The sequence below is a fragment of the Brachyspira intermedia PWS/A genome, assembly GCF_000223215.1.
In the GTDB taxonomy this organism is placed as follows: Bacteria; Spirochaetota; Brachyspiria; order Brachyspirales; family Brachyspiraceae; genus Brachyspira; species Brachyspira intermedia.
Genome location: NC_017243.1, coordinates 2,613,579 through 2,636,539, shown reverse-complemented (window position 1 = coordinate 2,636,539; position 22,961 = coordinate 2,613,579). Strand labels below are relative to the sequence as shown.

Annotated in this window: 20 protein-coding genes; 15 read left to right on the top strand and 5 right to left on the bottom strand. The window is 28.7% G+C overall.

All coding sequences use genetic code 11. The features are described from left to right. Positions 1 to 69 precede the first annotated feature (69 nt). From BINT_RS14450 to BINT_RS11310, 7 genes are all read left to right on the top strand, one after another. On the top strand, positions 70 to 480 hold the full coding sequence (locus tag BINT_RS14450; protein WP_014488719.1) for a hypothetical protein: 411 nt from the start codon (positions 70 to 72) through the stop codon (positions 478 to 480). A 136-nt stretch (positions 481 to 616) separates the two neighbouring features. Next, a complete protein-coding gene (locus BINT_RS11335) occupies positions 617 to 1,003 on the top strand; it encodes a hypothetical protein (protein WP_014488718.1) in 387 nt (128 codons plus the stop codon). 340 nt (positions 1,004 to 1,343) lie between these two features. Continuing rightward, the gene (locus tag BINT_RS11330; protein ID WP_041177437.1) at positions 1,344 to 2,402 is read left to right on the top strand and encodes an ABC transporter ATP-binding protein; all 1,059 of its coding nucleotides are present in this window, start codon (positions 1,344 to 1,346) and stop codon (positions 2,400 to 2,402) included. Then, entirely contained in the window at positions 2,399 to 3,217 is an 819-nt protein-coding gene (locus BINT_RS11325) for an ABC transporter permease (protein ID WP_014488716.1), read from the top strand. The genes BINT_RS11330 and BINT_RS11325 overlap by 4 nt, the downstream gene beginning before the upstream one ends. A 12-nt stretch (positions 3,218 to 3,229) precedes the next feature. Then, positions 3,230 to 4,039 (top strand): ABC transporter permease, encoded by an 810-nt coding sequence (locus BINT_RS11320; RefSeq protein ID WP_014488715.1) that lies wholly within the window; start codon positions 3,230 to 3,232, stop codon positions 4,037 to 4,039. A gap of 30 nt (positions 4,040 to 4,069) precedes the next feature. Further along, on the top strand, positions 4,070 to 5,272 hold the full coding sequence (locus tag BINT_RS11315; protein WP_014488714.1) for an ABC transporter substrate-binding protein: 1,203 nt from the start codon (positions 4,070 to 4,072) through the stop codon (positions 5,270 to 5,272). 136 nt (positions 5,273 to 5,408) lie between these two features. Beyond that, positions 5,409 to 6,956 carry a bifunctional metallophosphatase/5'-nucleotidase gene (locus BINT_RS11310; protein WP_041177436.1) on the top strand — a complete coding sequence of 516 codons (1,548 nt, stop codon included), beginning with the start codon at positions 5,409 to 5,411 and terminating at the stop codon, positions 6,954 to 6,956. A 553-nt stretch (positions 6,957 to 7,509) separates the two neighbouring features. On the opposite strand, the gene BINT_RS11305 is transcribed toward BINT_RS11310, so the two are convergent. Together BINT_RS11305 and BINT_RS11300 are read right to left on the bottom strand one after the other, a co-directional pair. Beyond that, positions 7,510 to 8,670, bottom strand: a complete 1,161-nt coding sequence (locus BINT_RS11305; protein WP_014488712.1) for a phosphopentomutase — start codon at positions 8,668 to 8,670, stop codon at positions 7,510 to 7,512. Positions 8,671 to 8,877: 207 nt separating this feature from the next. Then, a complete protein-coding gene (locus tag BINT_RS11300; RefSeq protein ID WP_014488711.1) occupies positions 8,878 to 9,636 on the bottom strand; it encodes a glucosamine-6-phosphate deaminase in 759 nt (252 codons plus the stop codon). 169 nt (positions 9,637 to 9,805) lie between these two features. On the opposite strand from BINT_RS11300, the gene BINT_RS11295 reads away from it, so the two are divergent. Beyond that, positions 9,806 to 10,471, top strand: a complete 666-nt coding sequence (locus BINT_RS11295; protein WP_014488710.1) for an HAD family hydrolase — start codon at positions 9,806 to 9,808, stop codon at positions 10,469 to 10,471. Between the two features lie 88 nt (positions 10,472 to 10,559). Here BINT_RS11295 and BINT_RS11290 read toward each other — a convergent pair whose 3' ends face one another. Next, the gene (locus tag BINT_RS11290; protein ID WP_014488709.1) at positions 10,560 to 11,987 is read right to left on the bottom strand and encodes a serine hydroxymethyltransferase; all 1,428 of its coding nucleotides are present in this window, start codon (positions 11,985 to 11,987) and stop codon (positions 10,560 to 10,562) included. 231 nt (positions 11,988 to 12,218) lie between these two features. Between BINT_RS11290 and BINT_RS11285 the strand changes: the two genes are divergently transcribed. The 6 genes from BINT_RS11285 (at position 12,219) to BINT_RS11260 (ending at position 16,663) form a co-directional block, all read left to right on the top strand. Beyond that, positions 12,219 to 12,893 carry a hypothetical protein gene (locus tag BINT_RS11285; RefSeq protein ID WP_014488708.1) on the top strand — a complete coding sequence of 225 codons (675 nt, stop codon included), beginning with the start codon at positions 12,219 to 12,221 and terminating at the stop codon, positions 12,891 to 12,893. Between the two features lie 107 nt (positions 12,894 to 13,000). Further along, positions 13,001 to 13,666: a hypothetical protein gene (locus BINT_RS11280; RefSeq protein WP_014488707.1), complete on the top strand. Its 666-nt coding sequence runs from the start codon at positions 13,001 to 13,003 to the stop codon at positions 13,664 to 13,666. 95 nt (positions 13,667 to 13,761) lie between these two features. Continuing rightward, positions 13,762 to 15,066: a hypothetical protein gene (locus tag BINT_RS11275; RefSeq protein WP_014488706.1), complete on the top strand. Its 1,305-nt coding sequence runs from the start codon at positions 13,762 to 13,764 to the stop codon at positions 15,064 to 15,066. 74 nt (positions 15,067 to 15,140) lie between these two features. Next, positions 15,141 to 15,563, top strand: coding sequence for a nitrous oxide-stimulated promoter family protein (locus BINT_RS11270; RefSeq protein ID WP_014488705.1), 423 nt, complete (start codon positions 15,141 to 15,143; stop codon positions 15,561 to 15,563). A gap of 9 nt (positions 15,564 to 15,572) precedes the next feature. Continuing rightward, positions 15,573 to 15,971 carry a YbaN family protein gene (locus BINT_RS11265; protein ID WP_014488704.1) on the top strand — a complete coding sequence of 133 codons (399 nt, stop codon included), beginning with the start codon at positions 15,573 to 15,575 and terminating at the stop codon, positions 15,969 to 15,971. 77 nt (positions 15,972 to 16,048) lie between these two features. Then, on the top strand, positions 16,049 to 16,663 hold the full coding sequence (locus tag BINT_RS11260; RefSeq protein ID WP_041177435.1) for a hypothetical protein: 615 nt from the start codon (positions 16,049 to 16,051) through the stop codon (positions 16,661 to 16,663). Positions 16,664 to 16,758: 95 nt separating this feature from the next. On the opposite strand, the gene BINT_RS11255 is transcribed toward BINT_RS11260, so the two are convergent. Beyond that, the gene (locus tag BINT_RS11255) at positions 16,759 to 17,721 is read right to left on the bottom strand and encodes a Gfo/Idh/MocA family protein (RefSeq protein WP_014488702.1); all 963 of its coding nucleotides are present in this window, start codon (positions 17,719 to 17,721) and stop codon (positions 16,759 to 16,761) included. A 204-nt stretch (positions 17,722 to 17,925) separates the two neighbouring features. On the opposite strand from BINT_RS11255, the gene BINT_RS11250 reads away from it, so the two are divergent. Next, positions 17,926 to 19,587, top strand: coding sequence for a formate--tetrahydrofolate ligase (locus BINT_RS11250; RefSeq protein ID WP_014488701.1), 1,662 nt, complete (start codon positions 17,926 to 17,928; stop codon positions 19,585 to 19,587). A gap of 520 nt (positions 19,588 to 20,107) precedes the next feature. Here the strand turns inward: BINT_RS11250 and BINT_RS11245 are convergent. Continuing rightward, complete coding sequence (locus BINT_RS11245; RefSeq protein WP_014488700.1) at positions 20,108 to 22,960, bottom strand: hypothetical protein; 2,853 nt, start codon at positions 22,958 to 22,960, stop codon at positions 20,108 to 20,110. Between the last annotated feature and the right edge of the window lies 1 nt (position 22,961).

Genomic DNA, 22,961 nt, shown 5'->3' with positions numbered 1-22,961 from the left:
AATTATAAATTGATATTGATTACTTTGTGAAAGTGTATAATATTATAGAATATTAAAAAAGGAGAAAATATGATTAAAAAATTATTTTTATTTACTTTATTAGTATCAAGCTTTTTAGTGATAAGCTGCAGCAACAAAGATACAACAGGATCAACAGAAGAAAAGCCTATAGGTACAGGTATAGATTCAATATATGTTGGTACTTATGAAGGTACTATATATAATCCTGATCCTACTACTCAGTCAATGACTTTTACTCTTACAGTTAATGCTGATGGAGGCGGTTCTTTAAAACGTGTATCTAATCCTACTGTCCCTAATGATATTAATAAAGTATTTTTTTCTACAGACATTGATAAATATTCAGATACAAAATATAAATTTAAAGATAATATTTTCCAGCTTGATTTTAATAATGATAAAACAGTATATCTAACATTTGAAGGTACTGATCCTATTACTCTTACATGGAAACCATAAATATAATATTATAAATAATTAAACTTTAATAAATAAAGGGGGCTTAAAAAAGCCCCTTTTTTATTTTTTACTATTTTTGTATTGACTAATTAAAAAAGATATATATCATTTTTAAATATCAAAAAAGGAGAAAAATATGATGAAAAAATTATTTTTATTTACTTTATTAGTATCAAGTTTTTTAGTGATAAGCTGCAGCAACAAAGATACAACAGGATCAACAGTTACAGGTATAGATTCTAGCTATCTTGGAACATACACTGGTAAAATGAAATATGACACCGCATCATCTTTAGAATATCAATCAACTCTTGTAGTAAATAATGATGGTTCAGCATCCTTTACTGTTGATACTATTTTCGATAATCTTAATATTCCAAAAGCAGATATTACAAAGACAGGAGAAGGAAAATATACTGCTAATGGTATAGATTTTTCTTTTACTGGATCATCAGTAACTATTAAGATTACTCTTCCTGGTAGTACACCATCAATGAGCGGTACTCTTACTGAGCAGCAATAGTAGTAATATAAAAAAATAGGGGGCTTTTAATAAGCTCCTTTTTATTTGCATTGAAAAATATTTATATAAAAAATTATAAAAATATTTCATATACTATTGACATTATTTATATTTGTATTATATTGAATCCAATTAAAAATTAATTATGCAATAGCTCGAGTAATGGATATTCTTTGCAGGTGTATCTGTTGACTAAGAAAGGCTTATTATTAATTATAATTAGCTAGAACGAAAAAAACCCTATGCGGGTAAGCGACGAGTAAACTGCGTTTTATACGTTAAGATGTATATACGTAATTTTACGGAGGCTATTGCAAATATACGCATAGGGGGCTTCATTATGAGCGATAATATTATCGTGTCTTTAAAAAATATCAATGTTTCTTATGATGAAAATTCTATACTAGAAAATCTTAATCTTGACATCAAAGATAAAGAATTTTTAACTCTTTTAGGACCATCAGGCTGCGGTAAAACAACTATACTTAGAACTATAGCAGGTTTCATAAAGCCTAATTCCGGAGAAGTGCTTTTTGACGGAAAAGTTATTAATGATACTCCGGCTTATAAAAGAGAAGTAAATACTGTATTTCAAAGATATGCATTGTTTCCGCATTTAAATGTTTTTGAAAATATTGCATTCGGGCTTAATCTTAAAAAAGTTCCTAAATCAGAGATTAAAGATAGAGTTCATCAAATGCTTAAAATGGTGAACTTAGAAAATTACGGAAACAGAAATATTGCTAGACTTTCAGGAGGTCAGCAGCAGAGGGTAGCTATTGCAAGGGCACTTATCAATAAACCTAGAGTGCTGCTTCTTGATGAGCCTTTGGGAGCATTAGATTTAAAACTTAGAAAAGAAATGCAAATAGAATTAAAGAAAATTCAGCAGTCATTAGAAATTACTTTTGTTTATGTTACTCATGACCAAGAGGAAGCATTAACTATGAGCGATACTGTAGCAGTAATGAAGGACGGTGAAATACTTCAGATAGGCACTCCTGAAGATATATACAATGAACCTAAGAATGCATTTATAGCCGACTTTATAGGCGAGAGTAATATTATAGACGGCATTATGCATGATGATTATGTTGTAGAGTTTGCCGGTTATATATTCGACTGTGTGGATAAAGGATTTGAAAAGCTAGAGAAAGTTGATGTTGTTATACGTCCTGAAGATATAATAGTTGTGCCACCTGAAAATGCTAATATATCCGGATTGGTTGAATCTGCTATATTTAAAGGTGTGCATTTTGAGATGGTGCTTGATGCCCATGGATACAAATGGATAATACATTCTACAGAAAAATGGGAAGCAGGTACTGAAATAGGAATAGATATTGCCAAAGAAAATATACATATTATGAAAAAAACTGTAGAAGAGGTGATAATATGAAAACAAAAATACCAGCAATACCTTATTTAATTTGGACATTAGTTTTTGTATTAGTACCGCTTTTTTTAGTTATATATTTTGCTTTTACAAATCAAAGAGGAGATTTCACTCTAAACAATTTTGCAAATGTTACAGGATTTACACCTGTTATAGTTCGTTCTGTGATACTTGCTTTTGTTGCTACTTTAATATGTTTGATACTTGCTTATCCTTTATCATATTATATATCAAGACAGGAGAAAACAGTTCAGCATGCTTTAATAATGCTTGTAATGCTTCCTATGTGGATGAACTTTCTTCTTAGAACTTATGCTTGGATGACAATATTAGAAAATAATGGTCTTATAAATAAAATGCTTATGTTTATGGGGATTTCCCCTGTAAAACTTATAAATACTCAAGCAGCTGTATTAATAGGAATGGTTTATAATTATCTTCCTTTTATGATACTACCGCTTTACTCTGTTATGACTAAAATACATCAGAGTTTAATAGAGGCTTCTCAGGATTTAGGTGCTGATTCTTTCAATGTATTCAGCAAGGTAATATTTCCATTGAGTTTACCAGGAATGGCCGCAGGAGTTACAATGGTATTTGTAGCTGCTGTAAGTACATTTGTAATTTCGCGTATGCTTGGAGGAGGCTCTAATATACTTATAGGCGATTTGATAGAGATGCAGTTTTTAGGCATGTCTTATAATCCTAATTTGGGTTCGGCTATAAGTTTGGTGTTAATCGTAATATCTTTATGTGCTATTATGCTTATGCAGCAGATAGATGATGAAGATGAAGATGTTAAGGGTATGTTTTTATAAGGATATGCCGTTATGATAAAGAAAATATTATCAGGAAGTTATATTGCTTTTATATTTTTATTTTTATATGCTCCTATAGCAATACTAATTTTTTTCTCTTTCAATAAAGCAAGAGGAAGAGGAGTATTTACTGGTTTTACATTAAATTGGTATAAAGAATTATTTTCTAATGATTTGATACTGCATTCATTTTTTAATACAATAATAGTTGCAGCAGTATCTTCTATATTCGCTACTATACTTGGTACAATGGCTGCTATTGGAATAAACAGTTTTAATAAAAAAATGAAAAGTGCTGTTATGGGTATTACTTATATATCTATAATAAATCCTGAAATAGTGACTGGTATATCTTTAATGCTTTTATTCGTTATAATGAAGCTTAAATTCGGATTTACTACTTTGATTTTAGCACATATCACTTTCAATGTACCTTATGTTATATTGAATGTGCTTCCTAAATTAAGACAGCAGGATAATAGTTTATATGAGGCAGCATTGGATTTAGGCTGTACTCCTTCAATGGCTTTTTGGAAGGTTGTTATACCGGATATACTTCCCGGAATACTTGCAGGTTTTCTAATGGCATTAACTTATTCATTAGATGACTTTGTTGTGAGCTATTTTACTACTGGTATTACTTCTCAGACTTTGCCTATTACTATATATTCTATGACTAGAAAGAGAGTAAGCCCAGAGATTAATGCTATATCTACTGTTATATTTATAGTTGTGCTTGTGAGTCTTGTTGTTATGAATTTAAAAGAGATTAAAAAAGAAAAATATTTGATGCAGTTAAAAAGAAAAATAAATAAACATTAATAAAAAATTATTTATAAGGAGATTAAAAAAATGAAAAAGAAACTTTTTGCAGTTTTTATGTTAATTGCTATAGTAGCAAATGCACAAACTGTTAATTTAAGCAGATTTGATACTAACTATTATCATAAATACAAAGGACAAAATTTATCAGTTAATGTTTATAACTGGGGCGAGTATATATCAGATGGTTCAGACGGATCATTAGATGTAAACAAATTATTTGAAGAACTTACAGGAGTAAAAGTTAACTATTCAACTTTTGCTTCTAATGAAGAGATGTATGTTAAATTAAAAGTTGGTGGTATTCAATATGATGTTATAATTCCTTCTGATTATATGATAGAAAGACTTATAAAAGAAAATTTGGTAAGAAAATTGAATTTTAAAAATATACCTGCTCATACAAATATAGCAAACAGATTTAAAAATTTACCTTTCGATCCTACAGGTGAATATTCTTTAGCTTATACTTGGGGAGTAACAGGAATAATTTATAATAAAAGTTTAGTAACTGAAAGTGAAGATATGATAGATTGGAAAATACTTTTTGATAAAAAATATCAAGGTCAGATACTTATGTACTATAACCCTAGAGATGCTTTCGGAATAGCTCAGGCATATTTAGGATATTCTTTAAATACTACTAATGAATCAGAACTTAGAGAATGTGCTAAACTTTTAAAAACTCAAAAACCTTTGGTACAGTCTTATGTAATGGATGAGATGTATGATAAGATGGAAGCTGGAGAGGCTGCTATAGGTGTTTATTATGCAGGTGATTCTTTAACTATGATAGATAATAATCCTGATTTAAATTTTGTTATTCCTAAAAAAGGTGCTAATTTATTTGTAGATTCTATATGTATACCTGCTTCTTCAGGTGCTCCTGAATTAGCTGAGATGTATATCAATTTCTTATCTGAGCCTGAAATAGCATTAGCTAATATAGAGTTTATAAATTATGCTTCTCCAAATGACGGAGCTATCGCTATAATGAGTGATGAAACTAGAAATAATAGAATAATATATCCTGATCAAACTACTTTGGATAACTGCGAAGTTTATATAACTTTACCTGATGAAACTAATATCTTAATGGAAGATTTATGGAATGAAATACTTTCTAATGACAATACATATAAAGGCTGGGTAATACCTGTTGCTTTAGGTGTTATAGTTTTACTTTGTGTTGTTATTATAGTATTGAAAAAAATGAAAAGAAGAGAAAACTAATAAAATAGTATTTGTAATATTATACTAAAAGCCTAGTATGTTTTTTACATGCTAGGCTTTATTATTTATTAAATTATCTTGAAAAAGAGAATAATAGATATATAATTTAAAAACAATATTTTTAAGGAGAGTGCAAATGTTTAAAAGATTGCATATTATTTTGTTATTATCTTTGATTCTTTTGTTTTCATATTCATGTTCTAATTCTACTGTAAAGAAAACAGGAAATACAGGTAATTTAACTATAATACATATGAATGATACACATGGAAAAGATGAGGAAGAGAGAGTTGTTAATAAAGATGTAACTAATTATATGTATGGAGCTGCTAGAAGAGCTTCATATATAAAACAGGTAAAAGCCACTAATGATAATGTATTAATTCTTCATGCTGGAGATACTATCACTGGAAGTATTTATTCTACAGTATTTCAGGGAAGAGATGAAGTTGATATTATGAATATGATTGGTGTTGATGCTGCTACTGTTGGAAATCATTTTGTAGATTTTGGACTTAGTAATTTTACAGAGATAATGAAAGAAAGAAAATTTCCTACACTTTCTTTAAATATAAAAAATAAAGCAGATAATAGTTATTATGCCACTCCATATATAGTTACAAATGTGAATGGACTTAATGTAGCAATTATTGGTGTAACAACAACTGATTCAGTTTATAGCCCTAAAAACATTGTAGATTTAATATTTGAAGAAGAAATTAAATCATTAAAAGATTTTCTAAAACAAACACCGCTTAATACTACTAATGATGTTACAATATTACTTAGTCATGTAGGTTATGAAGGTGATAAAAAAATTGCTGAAGCTATACCTAATACATTTGATATAATAATAGGTGGACATAGTCACACTGAATTAGATAAAGCAGATGTTGTTAATGGTACTCCTATAGTTCAGGCTGGTTCTTATGGACATTATTTAGGACATATTAATTTTAATGTTAATAATGGCATAGTAGATAAAAATAATTTGGACTATAAATTAGTAGCTATGGATCAGACAATAGAGCAGGATAAGGATATGCTTGCATTTATTGATGAGATGAAAGGTACAGTTGACAAAGAATTTAATGTTAGAGTAGGAACTTTACCTATGGATTTAGCTCATGACGGAATAAGATCCAATTCTATGCCTATAGGAAATTTTGCATGTGATTTAGTAAAAGATTCTTATGAAAATGTTGATATTGTAATGATTAATTCTGGAAATTTAAGATCTGTATTAAAATCAGGTGATATTACTTTAGGAAATATACAGAATGAATTTGCTCCTTTTGATAATGAAGTTATTATAGTTTCATTGAATGGAAAAGATGTGCTTGATATGATAAAACTTTCAGGTCAAAAGAGAGGAAATGGAGGATTCTTACAGTATTCTAAAGGTATGGAAGTAAAATACACAGCAAACGGAGAGTTAATATCAGCTAAATTGAATGGAGAGGATATAAGCGAGGCTAAAGATTACAGTGTTATTTTATCAGATTTTGTATTTGACGGCGGAGATGGATATGTTGATGCTGAGAACAATCCTATAGGAAGAAAAGGAAAAAATGTTGTTCATACAGGAAATGATATAAGAGATGCTTTAATAGCAAAGATTAAAGAATTTAATAATATACCTGCTGATTATATTGATCAAAATCCAAGAGTGATATTTGAATAATAATAATTAAAATATAAATGAGAGTCTGGTTTATTGAACTAGGCTCTTTTTTGTATAGTATTATATTATGAAAAATTTAATTTACACGCAATAATTATATTTTAAAACATAAAGAAATTATATTATAGAATAATTTATAATCTAATTTTTATTTTAAACGCGTGCTTAATAGATAATAAATTTAAAAAATCTAGGGTAGGGCATGTTATTTCTGTGTTTATAAAATAGAAATAAAAAGTGAAAATAACTGATTATGATAATAAAGAAAAAGGGCGGGGATTGTAATAAATTTAAAAATCATTTTATAAATGCCCACCATTTCTTCTTTTTAATGATATTATAAATTGTTAATTTTAATTAAGTTTTTTAGCCCATACCCAAGTTTTTATTATAATTTTAAATTTCATTAACGCACGTTTAATGGAAATTTTTATTATAGATCAAATTATTATTAAGAATTATTTATATCCATAATTTTGTTTTGCGTGCGTAAAAATTAAGGCTGATATAAATTAATATACCAGCCTTAAAATATTATTAGTAAATATATTTTTTATAAGAAACAACCTTCAAGTTTAGTGTCGCCAAGTAAATGTTTTTCTATTGATGCTGCTATAGAAACAAAAGAATCTTTAACACCTATATTAACATTTTTTTTCAAATTTTTTCCATAAGCAAGTATAGGTATATATTCTCTTGTATGATCGCTTCCCTTGTATGTAGGATCGCATCCATGGTCTGCTGTTATAATGAACAAATCATCATCATTTAAATTTTCAATCATTTCAGGAATATATTTATCGAATTCTTCTAAAGCATTTTTATATCCTTTCGGATCCCTTCTATGTCCGTAAAGCATATCAAAATCAACTAAATTTGTAAATATTAATCCTTCATCAATTTCCTTAATAGCCTTAATAGTTTTTTCTATACCATCAAGATTATTTTTATTAGTTTGTCTGTTTTCTGTGATTCCAACTCCCGCAAATATATCGCTTGTTTTTCCTATGCCTACAACAGGAAGATTTTTATTTTTTAATCTGTCAAGCATAGTTTCACCACTTGGAGGCACTGAATAATCATGTCTTCTTTCAGTTCTCTTATAATTTCCTTTAGTTCCTATATAAGGACGTGCTATAACTCTTGCTACAGGAGAATATTCATTGCATATTTCAAGTGCTTTTTTGCATATACTATAAAGCTCATCTACAGGTATTATTTCTTCATGAGCTGCTATTTGAAGAACAGAATCTGCGGAAGTATAAACTATTAAAGAACCATTTTTTAATTGTTCATCAGCATAATCGTCTATAACTTCAGTACCTGAATAAGGCTTATTGCATACAACTTTTCTTCCTGAAAATTCTTCTATTTTTTTCAAAGTAATTTCAGGAAATCCATTAGGGTAAGTATTGAATGGCTTTTCAGATACTAATCCGGCTATTTCCCAATGTCCAGTAGTAGTGTCTTTAGCCTTAGAAGTTTCCATAGCTTTGCCGTAATATCCTATTGTATCATTATTTTTTGAAACCCCTTCTATATCTATTATATTTCCAAGCCCTATTTTTTCCATATTAGGAAGGCTTATTCCTCCATTAGCTTTAGCCAAATGAGCAAGAGTATTAACTCCCTCATCTCCAAAAACAGCTGCATCAGGTAAAGCACCTACACCGCAGCTATCAACCACTATTAAAACGGCTTTCTTTTTATTCATATTTTATTATCCTATATTTATTTTTTATCTATAATATAAATATAACCATTTTTTAAGAATTATATAAAATATTATTTAATGAGTATATTCTATTTTTATAATAAAAATGAATAACTATAGAAATATTATATAAATAAATTTTTTGGCATAAAAAAGGGATAGCATTAAACTATCCCTATTTTTAATAATATATCTAATAATTATTTATTATTTTTTACATCCTTTTTTCTTTTCTAAACCTATAGCATCAGCTAATTCCTGATCTATAACAACAACAACATCATCATGAAGTTTAAGGAAAGTAACAGGACATTTAGTAGTAACTTTATCATTAGTAAGAAGCTCTTTCATAGCAGCAGCTTTTCCTTTACCAATAGCAGCTATAACTATTTTTTTAGCCTTTAATATTCCGCCCATACCCATACTGAATGCTTCTTTAGGAACTTCCTTTTCTGAAGCAAAGAATCTTGCATTAGCTTTAATAGTTTTTTCATCTAATTTTACGCATAATGCATCAGCATGTAAAGCCTCATCAGGTTCATTAAATGCTATATGTCCATTAGGGCCTACTCCTAATAATTGTATATCTCTAGGAAGCTTATTTATTTTATCATTAAATTCTTTTAATATTTTTTCTTTTTCTCCTATACCTTTAGGAACAAAAGTATTCTTTTTATCAATATTAACATGATCAAATAAATTTTTGTTCATAAAATATCTATAACTTTGTTCATTTTTAGGATCTAATCCCTTATATTCATCTAAATTTACAGATTTAACATTTTTAAAATCAATTTCTTTCTTTTCATAAGCCTTTATTAAATGAGGATATACAGCCTCAGCAGTACCTCCTGTAGCAAGTCCCAAAACTGCATCTTTTTTTACTTTTAATAAATTAATAATTTCTGCTGCTGTTTTTTTTCCTACCGCATTTGCATCCTTAGCAATAATTAATTTTAATCCCATAATAATATACTCCTTTTATTTGGATTACTATATTTTTCATAAATCAGCTCTTTATTTAAATTATAACATATATATAATTTATTATCAAACATTATACCACTATTGATTTTGATTGAAAAAAATATAAAATATTTGCATCAATAAATATTTTAAAAACATTAAGGAAAAAATGATGAGTAAAAATATAAAGATAAAAGCTGCAATATTTGATTTTGACGGAACTTTAGTTGATAGCGAAAGTTTATATACTAAGGCATTGATTCATGTATCAAATGAAATGAATGTACTTAAAGAGGTTGATTTTAAATCTTTAGCGGGGTATCAGACTAAAGATATAGATAATATTTTGAAAAAAGAAGGCTATCATATACCTGATAATTTCTTTAAAGAAGCTGAAGTTTATTTTCATAAAATAATAGAAACAGATTTAGAAACTTTTGACGGTGTTATGGAAACTTTAGAAAAGTTAAAAAATATTAACATTGTTATAGCATCAAATAGTAATATAAATTATGTTACAAGAATGTCTAATAAAAAAGGCATATCAAAATATATAAAAGATTATTCATGTTATAATGGAGAATTAAAGGCTAAACCAGCCCCTGATTTATTTTTAAATGCTTTTGAACTTTTGAAAAAATTAGATAATAATATAAAAAAGGAAGATGTTATAATATTTGAGGATAGTCTTGCCGGTATTATAGGAGCAAAGAAAACAGGAATAATTACAGCTGCAATTACAAATAGTTACAGCAAAGAAATATTATTAGAGAATGGTGCTGATATAGTTTTAAATAGAATAGATGAAATATTTAATTATATAGAGATTATTTGATATTATAATAAAAATTATATTAAAAAAATAAGCAATAAAAAAGGGAAACTGGTAAATTATCAGCTTCCCTTTTATGCTATTATATAATTTACATATCAGCTATAAATTTATACATAGGGAATTTTTTACATAGAGCAGCTACTTTTTTAGCAACAGCATTAATCATTTTTTCATCATTACTATTACTTAAAACTTCATCTATATATTGAGTTAATTCCATAACATCTTTTTCTTTTAAACCTCTTGTAGTTATAGCAGGAGTACCTAATCTTATTCCGCTTGTAACCATTGGAGATTCAGTATCATAAGGTATACCGTTTTTGTTTATAGTTATATGTGCTTTATCTAAAATAGTTTCAGCAAGTTGACCAGTTATGCCTTTAGATTTTTTTACATCAACTAATATTAAATGAGTATCAGTACCGCCAGAAATCAATTCGTATCCTTTAGCTAAGAACATATTAGCCATAGCTTCAGCATTTTTTACAACTTGCTCTTGATATTTAACGAATTTAGGATCTAAAGCCTCTTTAAAACACACAGCTTTAGCAGCTATAACATGCATTAAAGGACCACCTTGTATACCAGGGAATATAGTTTTATCTATTTTTTTAGCTAAATCTTCTTCAGTAGAAATGATATATCCGCCTCTAGGACCTCTCAAAGTTTTATGAGTAGTACCTGTAACGAAATGAGCATGAGGAACTGGGCTAGGGTGAACACCAGCAGCAACAAGTCCTGCAATATGAGCCATATCTACCATTAATAAAGCACCAACTTCATCAGCTATTTCTCTGAATTTTTTGAAGTCAATGAATCTAGGATAAGCACTTCCGCCTGCAACGATCAATTTAGGATTAAGTTTTTTTGCAGTATCTCTAAGCTCATCATAGTCGATTTGCATAGTTTCTTTACTAACATTATAGTGTTGGAAATTATAAATTTTTCCTGAGAAATTAACATTTTTACCATGAGTTAAGTGTCCGCCGGAATCAAGTGATAATCCTAAGCATGTATCTCCTGGCTTAAGAACTGCCATATAAACACCCATATTAGCTTGAGAACCGGAATGCGGCTGTACATTTATAAAAGGAGCTTTGAATAATTTTTTAGCTCTTTCTCTTGCTAAATCTTCTACAATATCAACCTCACTGCAGCCGCCGTAATATCTTTTTGACGGATAGCCTTCAGCATATTTGTTTGTAAATATAGAGCCTTGTGCTTCCATAACAGCACGTGAAACTATATTTTCGCTAGCTATAAGTTCAAAGCCATTAACTTCTCTCTTATACTCATTTTTCATTGCAGCAAATATCTCTTTATCAGCACTTTTTAATGGAGTTTCTGATACATAATATTTAGGAGCAACTACTTTTTTCTCTGCAGGTTTTGAAGCTTTTTTTACATTAACAGCTTTCTTAGATGCAGCTTTTTTGTCAACAACTGTTTTCTTAGCAGCTTTGGAAACCTTTTTTGATGAAGATTTAACTGCTGCTTTTTTCTTAGATACAGCCATATTTCCTCCAATGAAATTTATTATTTAATCAAATTTTTGTTTGAAGTAATGATATATCAATATAGTTTTTTTTCAATTATTAAAGCTGTGTTATATATATTTTTTTATTTTTATATTTTTAATATTTATCAAATTATTTATTTTTTTATTATTAAGATTAATATAAGTTCATTTTTATCTATTGTATTTTTTTATTTTAAATGTTAGTATAAACTAACATTTTGTAAGTATATGCTAACTTATTATATAAGGAGATTATTTTATGGTAAAAAAATATTATTATCATTTATTTTATCATCTATACTATCAATCAATTCATTTAATTTATTTGCTTATGGAGGAAGTTTTGAAATATCATTAAATGTTCCAATAGGGGCAGCAATAGGAACTCCTAATGATGCTATGAAAGCCTTAGGCTATAAATCCAAAAAATCAATAGATAGCGGACTGGAAATTCAGGTAGGATATATGCACAAAATATATAATAGGATAGGAGCAGGATTATTCTTAGATATAGGATATACGTATGATAGTTTCGCTTCGTCAAAAACTTTGACTGATAACAGTATTATTGATACATCTATGTATATTCATAATTTTGAAATAGGATTTATGCCTAAATTTACTGTTTGGGGATTTTCTATAGCTGTAGGAGGAGGTATAAAAATTCCTATGGCTGGAAAAAAGGATTTGGAATATGGATATAGTGCTTCTGTTATGCATTATTTTAAAATGACTTTAGATTATTCCATATTTGTAACTGACAATTTGGCTGTGGTTTTAGGATTGTATTTATCACATGACTATGGACTTCCTTTAAGATCTTTATCAGAAACACCAAGAATAGGAGGCTCTGGAGGAGGTGCTTTTATAGGTTTTAAGTATGGCAGTAAATTATCAGATTGAAATTTATGATTTATATAAAAACTAAATTTAAGGTATTGATTTTTTTATTTAAATGTTAGAATATACTAACAAATTAGATATATATGCTAACTTATATAGAGGCGTAGATGAAATACATAATTATTTTATTTATAATAACAAATATAATATATTCTTATGAATCTAAAGAAATAAATAATTTTTATAATGAATATTATTCTTCTTCATATAATATAAAGTCAATAGAGAATAATACTTCTAAGACTTATAAAAATATATATGTTCTTATTACATCAAAGAGCATAACTAATGAAAAAGAAAAATATAATTATTTGAAAGAAGCTATAAATGATAATGCAGATTATATTAAATCAGAAGATATTGATTATTTAATAAGCATATCTGAATTAATGAGCTATATAGTTTATTACAGCGGGCTTTCTGAAAAAATTTCTTTCGGTTCTAAAAGCAAAGAGATATATAAAAAGATTTTAGAGAAAGATGAATCTAATTTTTTCGCTCTTTTAGGTACAGCTATTGGATATATGCATGCTCCGGCTATAGCAGGCGGAAGCAATAAGAAAGCTTTTGAATATTTTAATTCAGCATTGAATAATTCAAAAGAAAAATATCAGAAATATTTATCTTATGTTTGGTTATCACAATACTATTTTAAAATAAAAGACAATGAAAATTATAATAAATACATTGAAATGAGCAAAAAAATATATCCTAATGGAAAATTATTAGAGGAGGCCATAGAGAGAAATAATACAAAAAATAAGCCGTTATAAAAATAGTTTAATAATAGTGATAGGATAAAAATATATTTGAATTAATAAAAGTACAAAGTTGTTAAAAAAATTATAAACAAAATAAAGGATTATATATGAAACGTTTATATTTTATTTTAGCAGCTTTATTGATAACTGCTTATAGTGCATTTAGCTATACTGTTGTAGAAGATTTCAATGATTTTTTAGTTGATGAAAATCAATTAACCATAAGGCTTGATAGGTTAGGAGTATTGGCAGGAACTGAAAATTTAAGATTTATGGTTGGAGTATCTGGAGAAACTGCAGGAGTATTGCTTGATAATTTAGACAGCGGTACTAAAGGAGGAATAAATACATTCAGACCTGCAGCAATAGCAGGATTTGGATATAAAACAGAAAGTTTTGGTATAGGATTGGGTTATCAATTCAAATATGTATCAGGAAGCTGGCAGGCACATACTCCTATAATAACAGCAACTGCTTTGAATGATAACTTGAGAATCAATGTCCCTGTTACAATAGGAGTAGGAAGCGGAAATGTTAATGAGGGAGATATAGCAGTTTCAACAGATACTAGAATAGAATATTATACAGGCAACAATATATTCAGCAGAATAAGAGTTAATCTTAAATATGGAATGTATAGATTAAAAGCTAATGAAAGCAGAAGCGGAGATTTAACAGGAGGCGGTAACTTGGCAGGTATGGGAACTGTTGGAGAGAATGGTAAATATGGATTTATTAAAGATACTATAGGTCAGTCAATAGGTATAGATGTTAGAGGCTACTTTATAGCAGCAACAGATCCAATATTAATAGAACCTCAAATAAGAATATTATATCAAGGTTCTATAGCTGACTTTACAGGTACTTCATATAAAGTTACACCTCCAGGAATGGACTCCAAAGAAGGAGGAGCAGGATTCGGACTTTACAATATAGATGCTTCAAATCCTATAGGTGCTTTTGAGTTGGGAAGTACAGGTTCTATACCATCAGCACCATATTATGACTTTACCGCTCATAATATAATGTTTACAGGTGAAGGAGCTTCAATAGAAATAGGAGGTACAGAATATTATATTACAAAACCTCAGTTTATAGGAGTATCTGTTCCTGTTGGCTTTACTGCTGAAAGTGAGTTTATTACATTATATTTAGAGCCTGCTTTATCATTCTCTATGATTACAGGTGGAATCAATGCTTATGCCAGCAGTGCCAAGCCTGTAAGAATACCGCCTTTATTTTATTCAGTTGGATATTTGGTATATGGAGAATTATATATCACTCCTAAACCTAATTTAGAATGGTATTTTGAGGCTCAAATAGGAAGTGCTACCACTATTGACAGTATAGGAGACAGCAAGCAGGGAGGTTTGGCTTTCAATGGAAGTACTGGTATCACTTGGAAATTTTAATTTGCTAAATTATTGATTTATTGATCTTTGGGAAAATATATTTATTGGGTGTCTTAGAATATAAGATGCCCAATATGAAAACTACTAATATGAAAGTTATTGAAAGATATGAACAAAATAATAGTTTAAAAATAAAAAGAAAAATAGATTATGAAAAAAATATGCTGCTCTATATGATTAAACTTTATTGCAGACATAATCATAAAGAGTATCATAAGAATTATAATAAAACATTTGGAAGTAAAAATATTTGCAAAGAATGTGAAGAAGTTTATAATTATGCTTGCGAAAGAACTTCAAAATGCAGATTCATTTCTACAAAAACATTTTGCAGTGCATGCTCTTCTCATTGTTATAAAAAAGAGATGAGAGAGAAAATAAAAAATATAATGATTTTTTCTGGAAAGAGAATGATTTTTTATAGTCCTGTAATTGCTTTGAAACATGTTTTTGTTATGTTTGTATGCAATATGAAGAAAAATATTAAAAAGTATTGAAGGTGCTATATGAGAATATTATTTATATGTTTAGGTTTTATTTTTGTAGGTATAGGTGCTGTTGGAATAGTTGTGCCTATACTTCCAACAACACCTTTTCTTTTGCTTGCTTCTTTCTTTTTTGCTAAAGGCTCTAAAAGATTTCATGATTGGTTTATGTCTACAAAACTATATAAAAAATATTTAGAAAGTTTTGTTAAATCAAGGGCTATGACTTTAAAAGCTAAACTCACTATACTTTTACCTGTAAGTGCTATGCTTATAGTTACATTTATTTTTGTGAATAATTTGCATGCTAGAATTGTTCTTGTAATACTTTTTATTGCTAAGTATGTATATTTCTTTACTCAAATAAGAACTATAAAAGAAGGTGAGGAAACAGCAGAATTAGAAGAAAGCAATAAATAATTATTTGTAACAAAATAATAAATAATAACATTTTTTGCATTATTGATATTTCCCTTTGTTTGATAGTGGGAGATATGATGAAAATACTAAGATATATTTTTATGGTGAATATTTTATTTTTTAATTTATTTACTATAGTACATGCAGAGGAAAATAAAGAAGATAATGAAAAAAAAGGTTTTCAGTCTGTATTGGATAATAGATTTTTTTCTATAGGATTATTCAGCAGTGCGGATTCTATCAAGACAACTGTTAATATAGAATTTGGTTTTAAGATAATTAAATATAATAATTTTCAAATAAAAAGTTATACTGCTGTAACAGGTTCAAAAATATATGATGACAGTCCTCAAATGTATCAGCTAGGACTTATGCAGAAATTCACTTTTGGAAATAATGATGAATATACAGGTGAGATAGGTATATCAAGATATGGATTTGCTTTTTTTAGTTTTGGATTTTTATCTTTTGATCCTGATAAAAGCGGAAAATTTTTATTTGCTTCTCCATACTATTGGGAGGTTGGGGGAGGAGCCGGTTTTAATATTAATGTAAGCGAACATGTGGCAATAGTATTGGAGTTTGGAGGAGGACTTCATCTTGTTCCTGAAGGTAAAGAACTTGGATATCCTGAAAAAATTAATAAAGCCGGATTTGGAAGAATGAGTGTTGGCGGAAGATATTATTTTTAAATTGCTTTCTCCTAAATTATTATAATTGCCTAGTAATTATATAATTAATTTTTTATATAATTACTAGGCAATATTTGTTATGTGCAGTAAAATTATTACCAAGTTTTTTTAATTTCTTTTAAGATGGCTTCAGTTAATTTTATTGTGTTAACATCATCTTCTATAGATACGAATCTTTTATCTTTTCCTAATATGCAATTAGCGAAATGTTCATCTTCTAATTTTAGAGGATTATCTCTATGTATAAATACTCTTTCTATTATAGATTCTTGTTTATAATTAATACCTACTGAAGTTTTTATATTACTTTGACTTGCTGCTTGTCTATGTATAGTTATATCTTGAGTAGCATAGTCTAATATAAAATATGCTTCTTCTGTACTAATAGCTAAAGTTCTTATTTTTTCTTGAGTTACTCTGCTTGCACTTATTGTTGCTATAGTTGAATCTTCAAATTCTAATAATGCACTTGCAATATCTTCATTATTTGTTCTTATTCTTTTTCCACTTGCTGAAAATCTTACTATTGGTTTTTTCACTAAAGAAGTTACTATATCTAAATCATGAATCATTATATCAAATACAACACCCACATCAGTAATACGAGGAGTAAAAGGAGCTAATCTTCTAGCTTCTATTAAATAAGGTTTTTCTATTATATGATGAAGTTCTTGAACAGCACCGTTAAATCTTTCAACATGACCAACCTGAAGTATAACATTTTTTTGTTTAACGATTTCTTCCAATTCCAAAGCCTGAGCATAAGTTTCAGTCATTGGTTTTTCTACTAATACATGTTTTCCTTTTTCTACAGCTTTTTTAGCTATTTCAAAATGATACATTGTAGGGCTTGCTATTATAACAGCATCAGCATTATCTATTGCTTCATCTAAACTGTTAAATTTTCTTATATTATGTTTTTGAGATATTTCATTTAAATGATTTTCATCAGCATCGTATATGCCTGATAAATTTATTTGGTTTATTTGGCTTACAACATTTAAATGGAATTGACCCATTCTTCCTACACCTATAATACTTATATTTACTTTATCCATTGACTATCCTTTTTATAAATTAATAATTAAATGCTTAAATAAATTTTATTTGTAACAAATATTTTAAACGTTCTAAAGATTATAATAATAATTCTACAAAATTCAATAATATTTTTTTATTTTATGAAATTTTATATACTATCAAATATTTTAAAAGTATAGTATATTTGAAATGTATATAAAAATTATTTGATTGGAGTATGTATGAAAACAGATATAGAAATAGCTCAAGAGTGCAAATTGGAAAGAATAGAAAAAATAGCAGAAAAATTGAATTTGACTGATGATGATTATGAGGTATACGGAAAATATAAGGCAAAGATAGAATTATCATTATTAAATAAATTAAAAGATAAAAAAGATGGAAAATTAGTTTTGGTAACTGCAATAACTCCTACACCAGCTGGAGAAGGAAAATCTACTGTTACAATAGGACTTACTCAAGGATTAAATAAAATAGGGGAGAATGCTGTTGCTGCTTTAAGAGAGCCATCTCTTGGACCTGTATTTGGTATAAAAGGAGGTGCATGCGGTGGAGGGTATTCTCAAATTGTACCTATGGAAGATATTAATCTTCATTTTAATGGAGATTTTCATGCTATAAGCAGTGCCCATAATTTAATATCCGCTTGTATAGATAATCATATTAAACAGGGAAATGAATTAAAAATAGATGTTAATAAAATAGTATTTAAAAGAGTTTTGGATATGAATGACAGAGCTTTAAGAGATATAGTTATAGGGCTTGGAGGAAGTGAGAATGGCGTTGTAAGGCAGTCATCATTTCAAATAACTGTATCATCTGAAATTATGGCTATACTTTGCTTATCAAATTCATTAATGGATTTAAAAGAGAAAATAGGAAATGTTATATTTGCTTATGATATTAATGATAATCCTTTAAGAGTGAGAGATTTAAAAGTAGAAGGAGCAGCATGTACATTACTTAAAGATGCCATAAAACCTAATTTGGTTCAGACACTTGAAAATACTCCTGTTATAGTTCATGGAGGTCCTTTCGCTAATATTGCTCATGGATGTAATTCTATACTTGCTACAAAAATGGCTTTGAAATTATCCGACTATACTATTACAGAGGCAGGTTTCGCTGCTGATTTAGGAGCTGAAAAGTTTCTTGATATTAAATGCCGTCTTGCCGGTTTAAAGCCTAATTGTATCGTATTAGTTGCTACTATAAGAGCATTAAAACATCATGGCGGAGCTTCTGATATTAATAAAGAAGATTTGGAAGCTTTAACTAAAGGTTTTGAAAATTTGGATAAACATATTGAGAATATGCAGAAATATAATGTTCCTGTAGTAGTTGCTATTAATAAATTTGTTTCTGATACTGATAAAGAAGTGGAATGCATAACAAAACATTGTGAGAGTAAAGGAGTAGATATTTCATTATGCGAAGTTTGGGCTAAAGGCGGAGAAGGTGCAATAGATTTATCTCATAAAGTTTTAAAAGCAGCTTCTGAAGAATCAAATTATAAGCCTTTATATGAATTAGAAAAAAGTATAAAAGAAAAAATAGAAACTATATGTAAAGAAATATATTCAGCAGGAGAAGTTAAATTTTCTAATAAAGCATTAAAAATGATGAAAAAAATAGAAAATATGGGATTCGGTAATCTTCCTATATGTATATCAAAAACTCAAAAATCAATATCAGATAATCCTGCTTTACTAAATGCTCCTAAAGGCTATACATTAAATATTGATGAAATAAAACTTGCATCAGGAGCAGGATTCATTATTGCTATGGCTGGCGGTATTATAGATATGCCGGGACTTCCTAAAATACCTGTTGCATGCAATATTGATATAGATGAAAATGGCAAGATAAAAGGCTTATTTTAAAATATTTAGAATATACTAAAAATTTTTAAGTTTGTCATTTTTTTAGTCAACTTTTTCCCGCCGCACGCCACAGGCGGACAGCGTCAAAGTTGCTGCCGCAGGCACGCTTCGCGAAAGTGCAAGTATAAAATTAGTACTAAATCATACTAAAATTATCTTAAATGTAAGGTAATTCATAAAATTAAAGCCAAAATGTAGCCTTTTTGCTTCTCGCCGTAGGCGGGCTTCGCCTGTGGCAATACCACAGGCACTTCCTACGGTCGCCCTGAAGGACTCCCTTCGGTCGCAAAAGAAGTGGGGGTTGCCGAAGGCACGCACAGCGGGGGCTAGTCCCCACAAATAACCTAAATTTAAGTTTGTCAATTTTTTTATTGTTCTTTTACCGACACTCTGCGTGTCTGTGGCATGTGAGGCAAAAAGTTGATTGTGCAGTAGTTGGAAAAATGAAATCGTTTCAGTGTATAAAAAAAGAGCTATAAATAATTTTATAGCTCTTTTTTATTTTTATATTAATTAATTTTTATTCTGTTGTAGTAGGTGATGTAGTAGTACCGCCTGTTGTATTTTCAGTAGTTGTACCATCTGTAGTAGTATCTCCTGTTGTATCTCCAGTAGTTGTACCATCTGTAGTAGTATCTCCTGTTGTATCTCCAGTAGTTGTACCGTCTGTAATAGTATCTCCTGTTGTATCTCCAGTAGTTGTACCGTCTGTAGTAGTATCTCCAGTAGTTGTTGTATCATCAGTTACAGTTGTATCTTCTACAGGTTCTGGTTCAGGAGGAGGCGGAGGTAATTTAAGATTATCAATATCCTCAACTCTTATATTTAAATCCATTCTTCTAATTACTGTTTTTGCAATCTCTGCTTCTACAGGCTCTCCTAAAGAATCGAGTAAAGTTATTTCAGGATCTTCATTTCTGTACTGTTTCATTTCTAGTACATAGCCTTCGGCATCTCTTGCTACAGTAGTTTTATTTCTTCCGTCATTTTCTATATCTATACTAACTCCATCAGCTCTCACTTCATTAACAGTAGATCTTCCATCAGTGTAAGTTTTTGTAGTTGAAGTGCTTCCGTCTGCTTCTGTTGTTGTAGTTTCTGTGTTTCCTTGTATATCTTTTACCACTACTATGCTTGATCCGTTAGGCTTAATAGTTGTAGTTATACTGCTGGAATCTGCTGCTACTACTTCTGTTACTGTGGTTGAATCTCTGTTAAGAGTAGTAGTTTCTCTTGATCCGTCCTGTCTTATTACTCTTTTTATAGTAGTACCGTCAGGCATTTTTATTTCGCTTATAGTATCTTCAGAAACTGTATCAGTTATTACTGTGCCATCTACCTTTTTAGTTACTACTGTAAATGAACCGTCTTCGTTATAAGTTTTTGTTATAATACTTCCGTCATCAGATTTAACATTATATGAGAATGTACCTGCACCTGCTCCTGTAGAATTTCTTTCTTCGACTCTTCCATCTGGATAAACTATTTTTAAATTGCTTATTCCATTTGTATCTACTGTTGTAGTTCCTATACTTCCGTCTATATAATTTGCAACTACTACATAGCTTCCGTCAGGATTTTCTGTTTTTACTATAACAGCTCCGTCAACTCTCTTTGTTTCAGTTGTTATATTGCCTAAATTATCTTCAGTTCTTTTAACCTCTGTACCGTCTAAACTTCTAGTGTAGAAGAATGCTCCGTTATTATCTTTGTAATTTGTCGTAATAGAGCCGTCAGACCTTTCCACTACGAATGCTTTATTGCTATCTAAAGTTTTTCTATTTATAAATGAACCGTCAGGATATAAAGTATATTCAAATGTATCACCAGCAGAATTTTTTGTATTTATAGATTTTGAATTATCTGACATATATGTTTCTAATCTCTTATCTCCGTTTTCAAATACTGTTTCTATTTCTCTTTTTCCATAAGGATATATAGTATCTGAAACTTCATAATTATTGGAATACATCTTTGTTTTTTCTATTTTTCCATTTTCATAAACTATTCTTACACCATTAGGATATATAGTTTCTCTTTCATAATCAAAATTAGGGAATATATTTTCTGTAGTTATACTTCCATCATTATTTGTATTTACCCTATGATTATTAGTGAAAGGCATAAATTTTATTGATGTATCATTACTTCTTATAAGAGATATAACTCTTTCTAAAGATTCTTTCTGATAATAGTCGCCGCCTACATTGGTTAAAAATATTTCATAAGATATAGCGGCATTAGTTATTTCTCCAAGTGCTAAGAAAGTATGTCCCATATTAAGATAAGCACTATAGTATAAAGCCCAAGTATTATATGCATCTACTGAAGCTATATTAGTTTTTATCTCTACCATATTTCCATTAGTATCCATAACATTAGTCATTATAACTATGTTTGTTACTATGAATGGATTTTCTTCAGTTATCACATAAGTAGATCCTGTAACTGTTGAATTAGTAGACATTGTAACAGTATTTGAATCTCCTGCTACCGCTTCATTAGTTACACTATCTGGAGGAAGTGCAGTTTCTGAAACAGAAGGATTTACTACTTCTAAATTAAAATTAGCATTTGCTTCAAATATTACTGTTGTATTTGTAAATTCATAATTATTTGTGTATGTATTTGTTATAACCACATTTGTGAATAATGGAAGTTTTGTAAATGTATTGTCCAATGTGTTTTTTATATTTTCATTTGCAATATTTTGATTATTTATGGCATCAGATATTGCATTAGTATCAGATGATAAATTTGTTGATACTGTATTTGTAGTTATAGGTGCAGTAGATATATTTGTTGATATAAATGTATTTGTTAATGAATCATTTGATCCTATTGCTATATTAGTTGCAGATTCATTAGAAGAAGTATTATTAACATCAAAAATAAATATTGTATTTGTTACTACATTTTGTGAAACTGTATAATTAGTTAATACTTCATGATTTAATTTAGTTGTGTATGGTGAATGAAGACGTTCTATTGATCTATTATACCAAAGTAAAGCATCTTCATAGTTTTTTAATTGATAGTATGAGTTTGCTATATTATTACAGTATGAATATGAATCATTTATATCGAATGCTAATTTATAATAATTTATAGCATTTTCATATTGTTTGTCTTGGAAATAGCATGCTCCTATATAATAATAAAGCATATCATTTGTTGATAATGGTCTTCTTTTTAAATATAAAAGAAATGCTTCTCTTGCAAAATTATATTTTTTTTGGAAGAAAAGTTTTTCTGCATTATAAAATTCTCTGTCAATATTTCTTTCATCATTAGGAGCAGCATTTTGCGCTAATAACATTGATGATAATGATATAAAAATAGATATTATAATTATTGAAAGAATTTTTTTCATA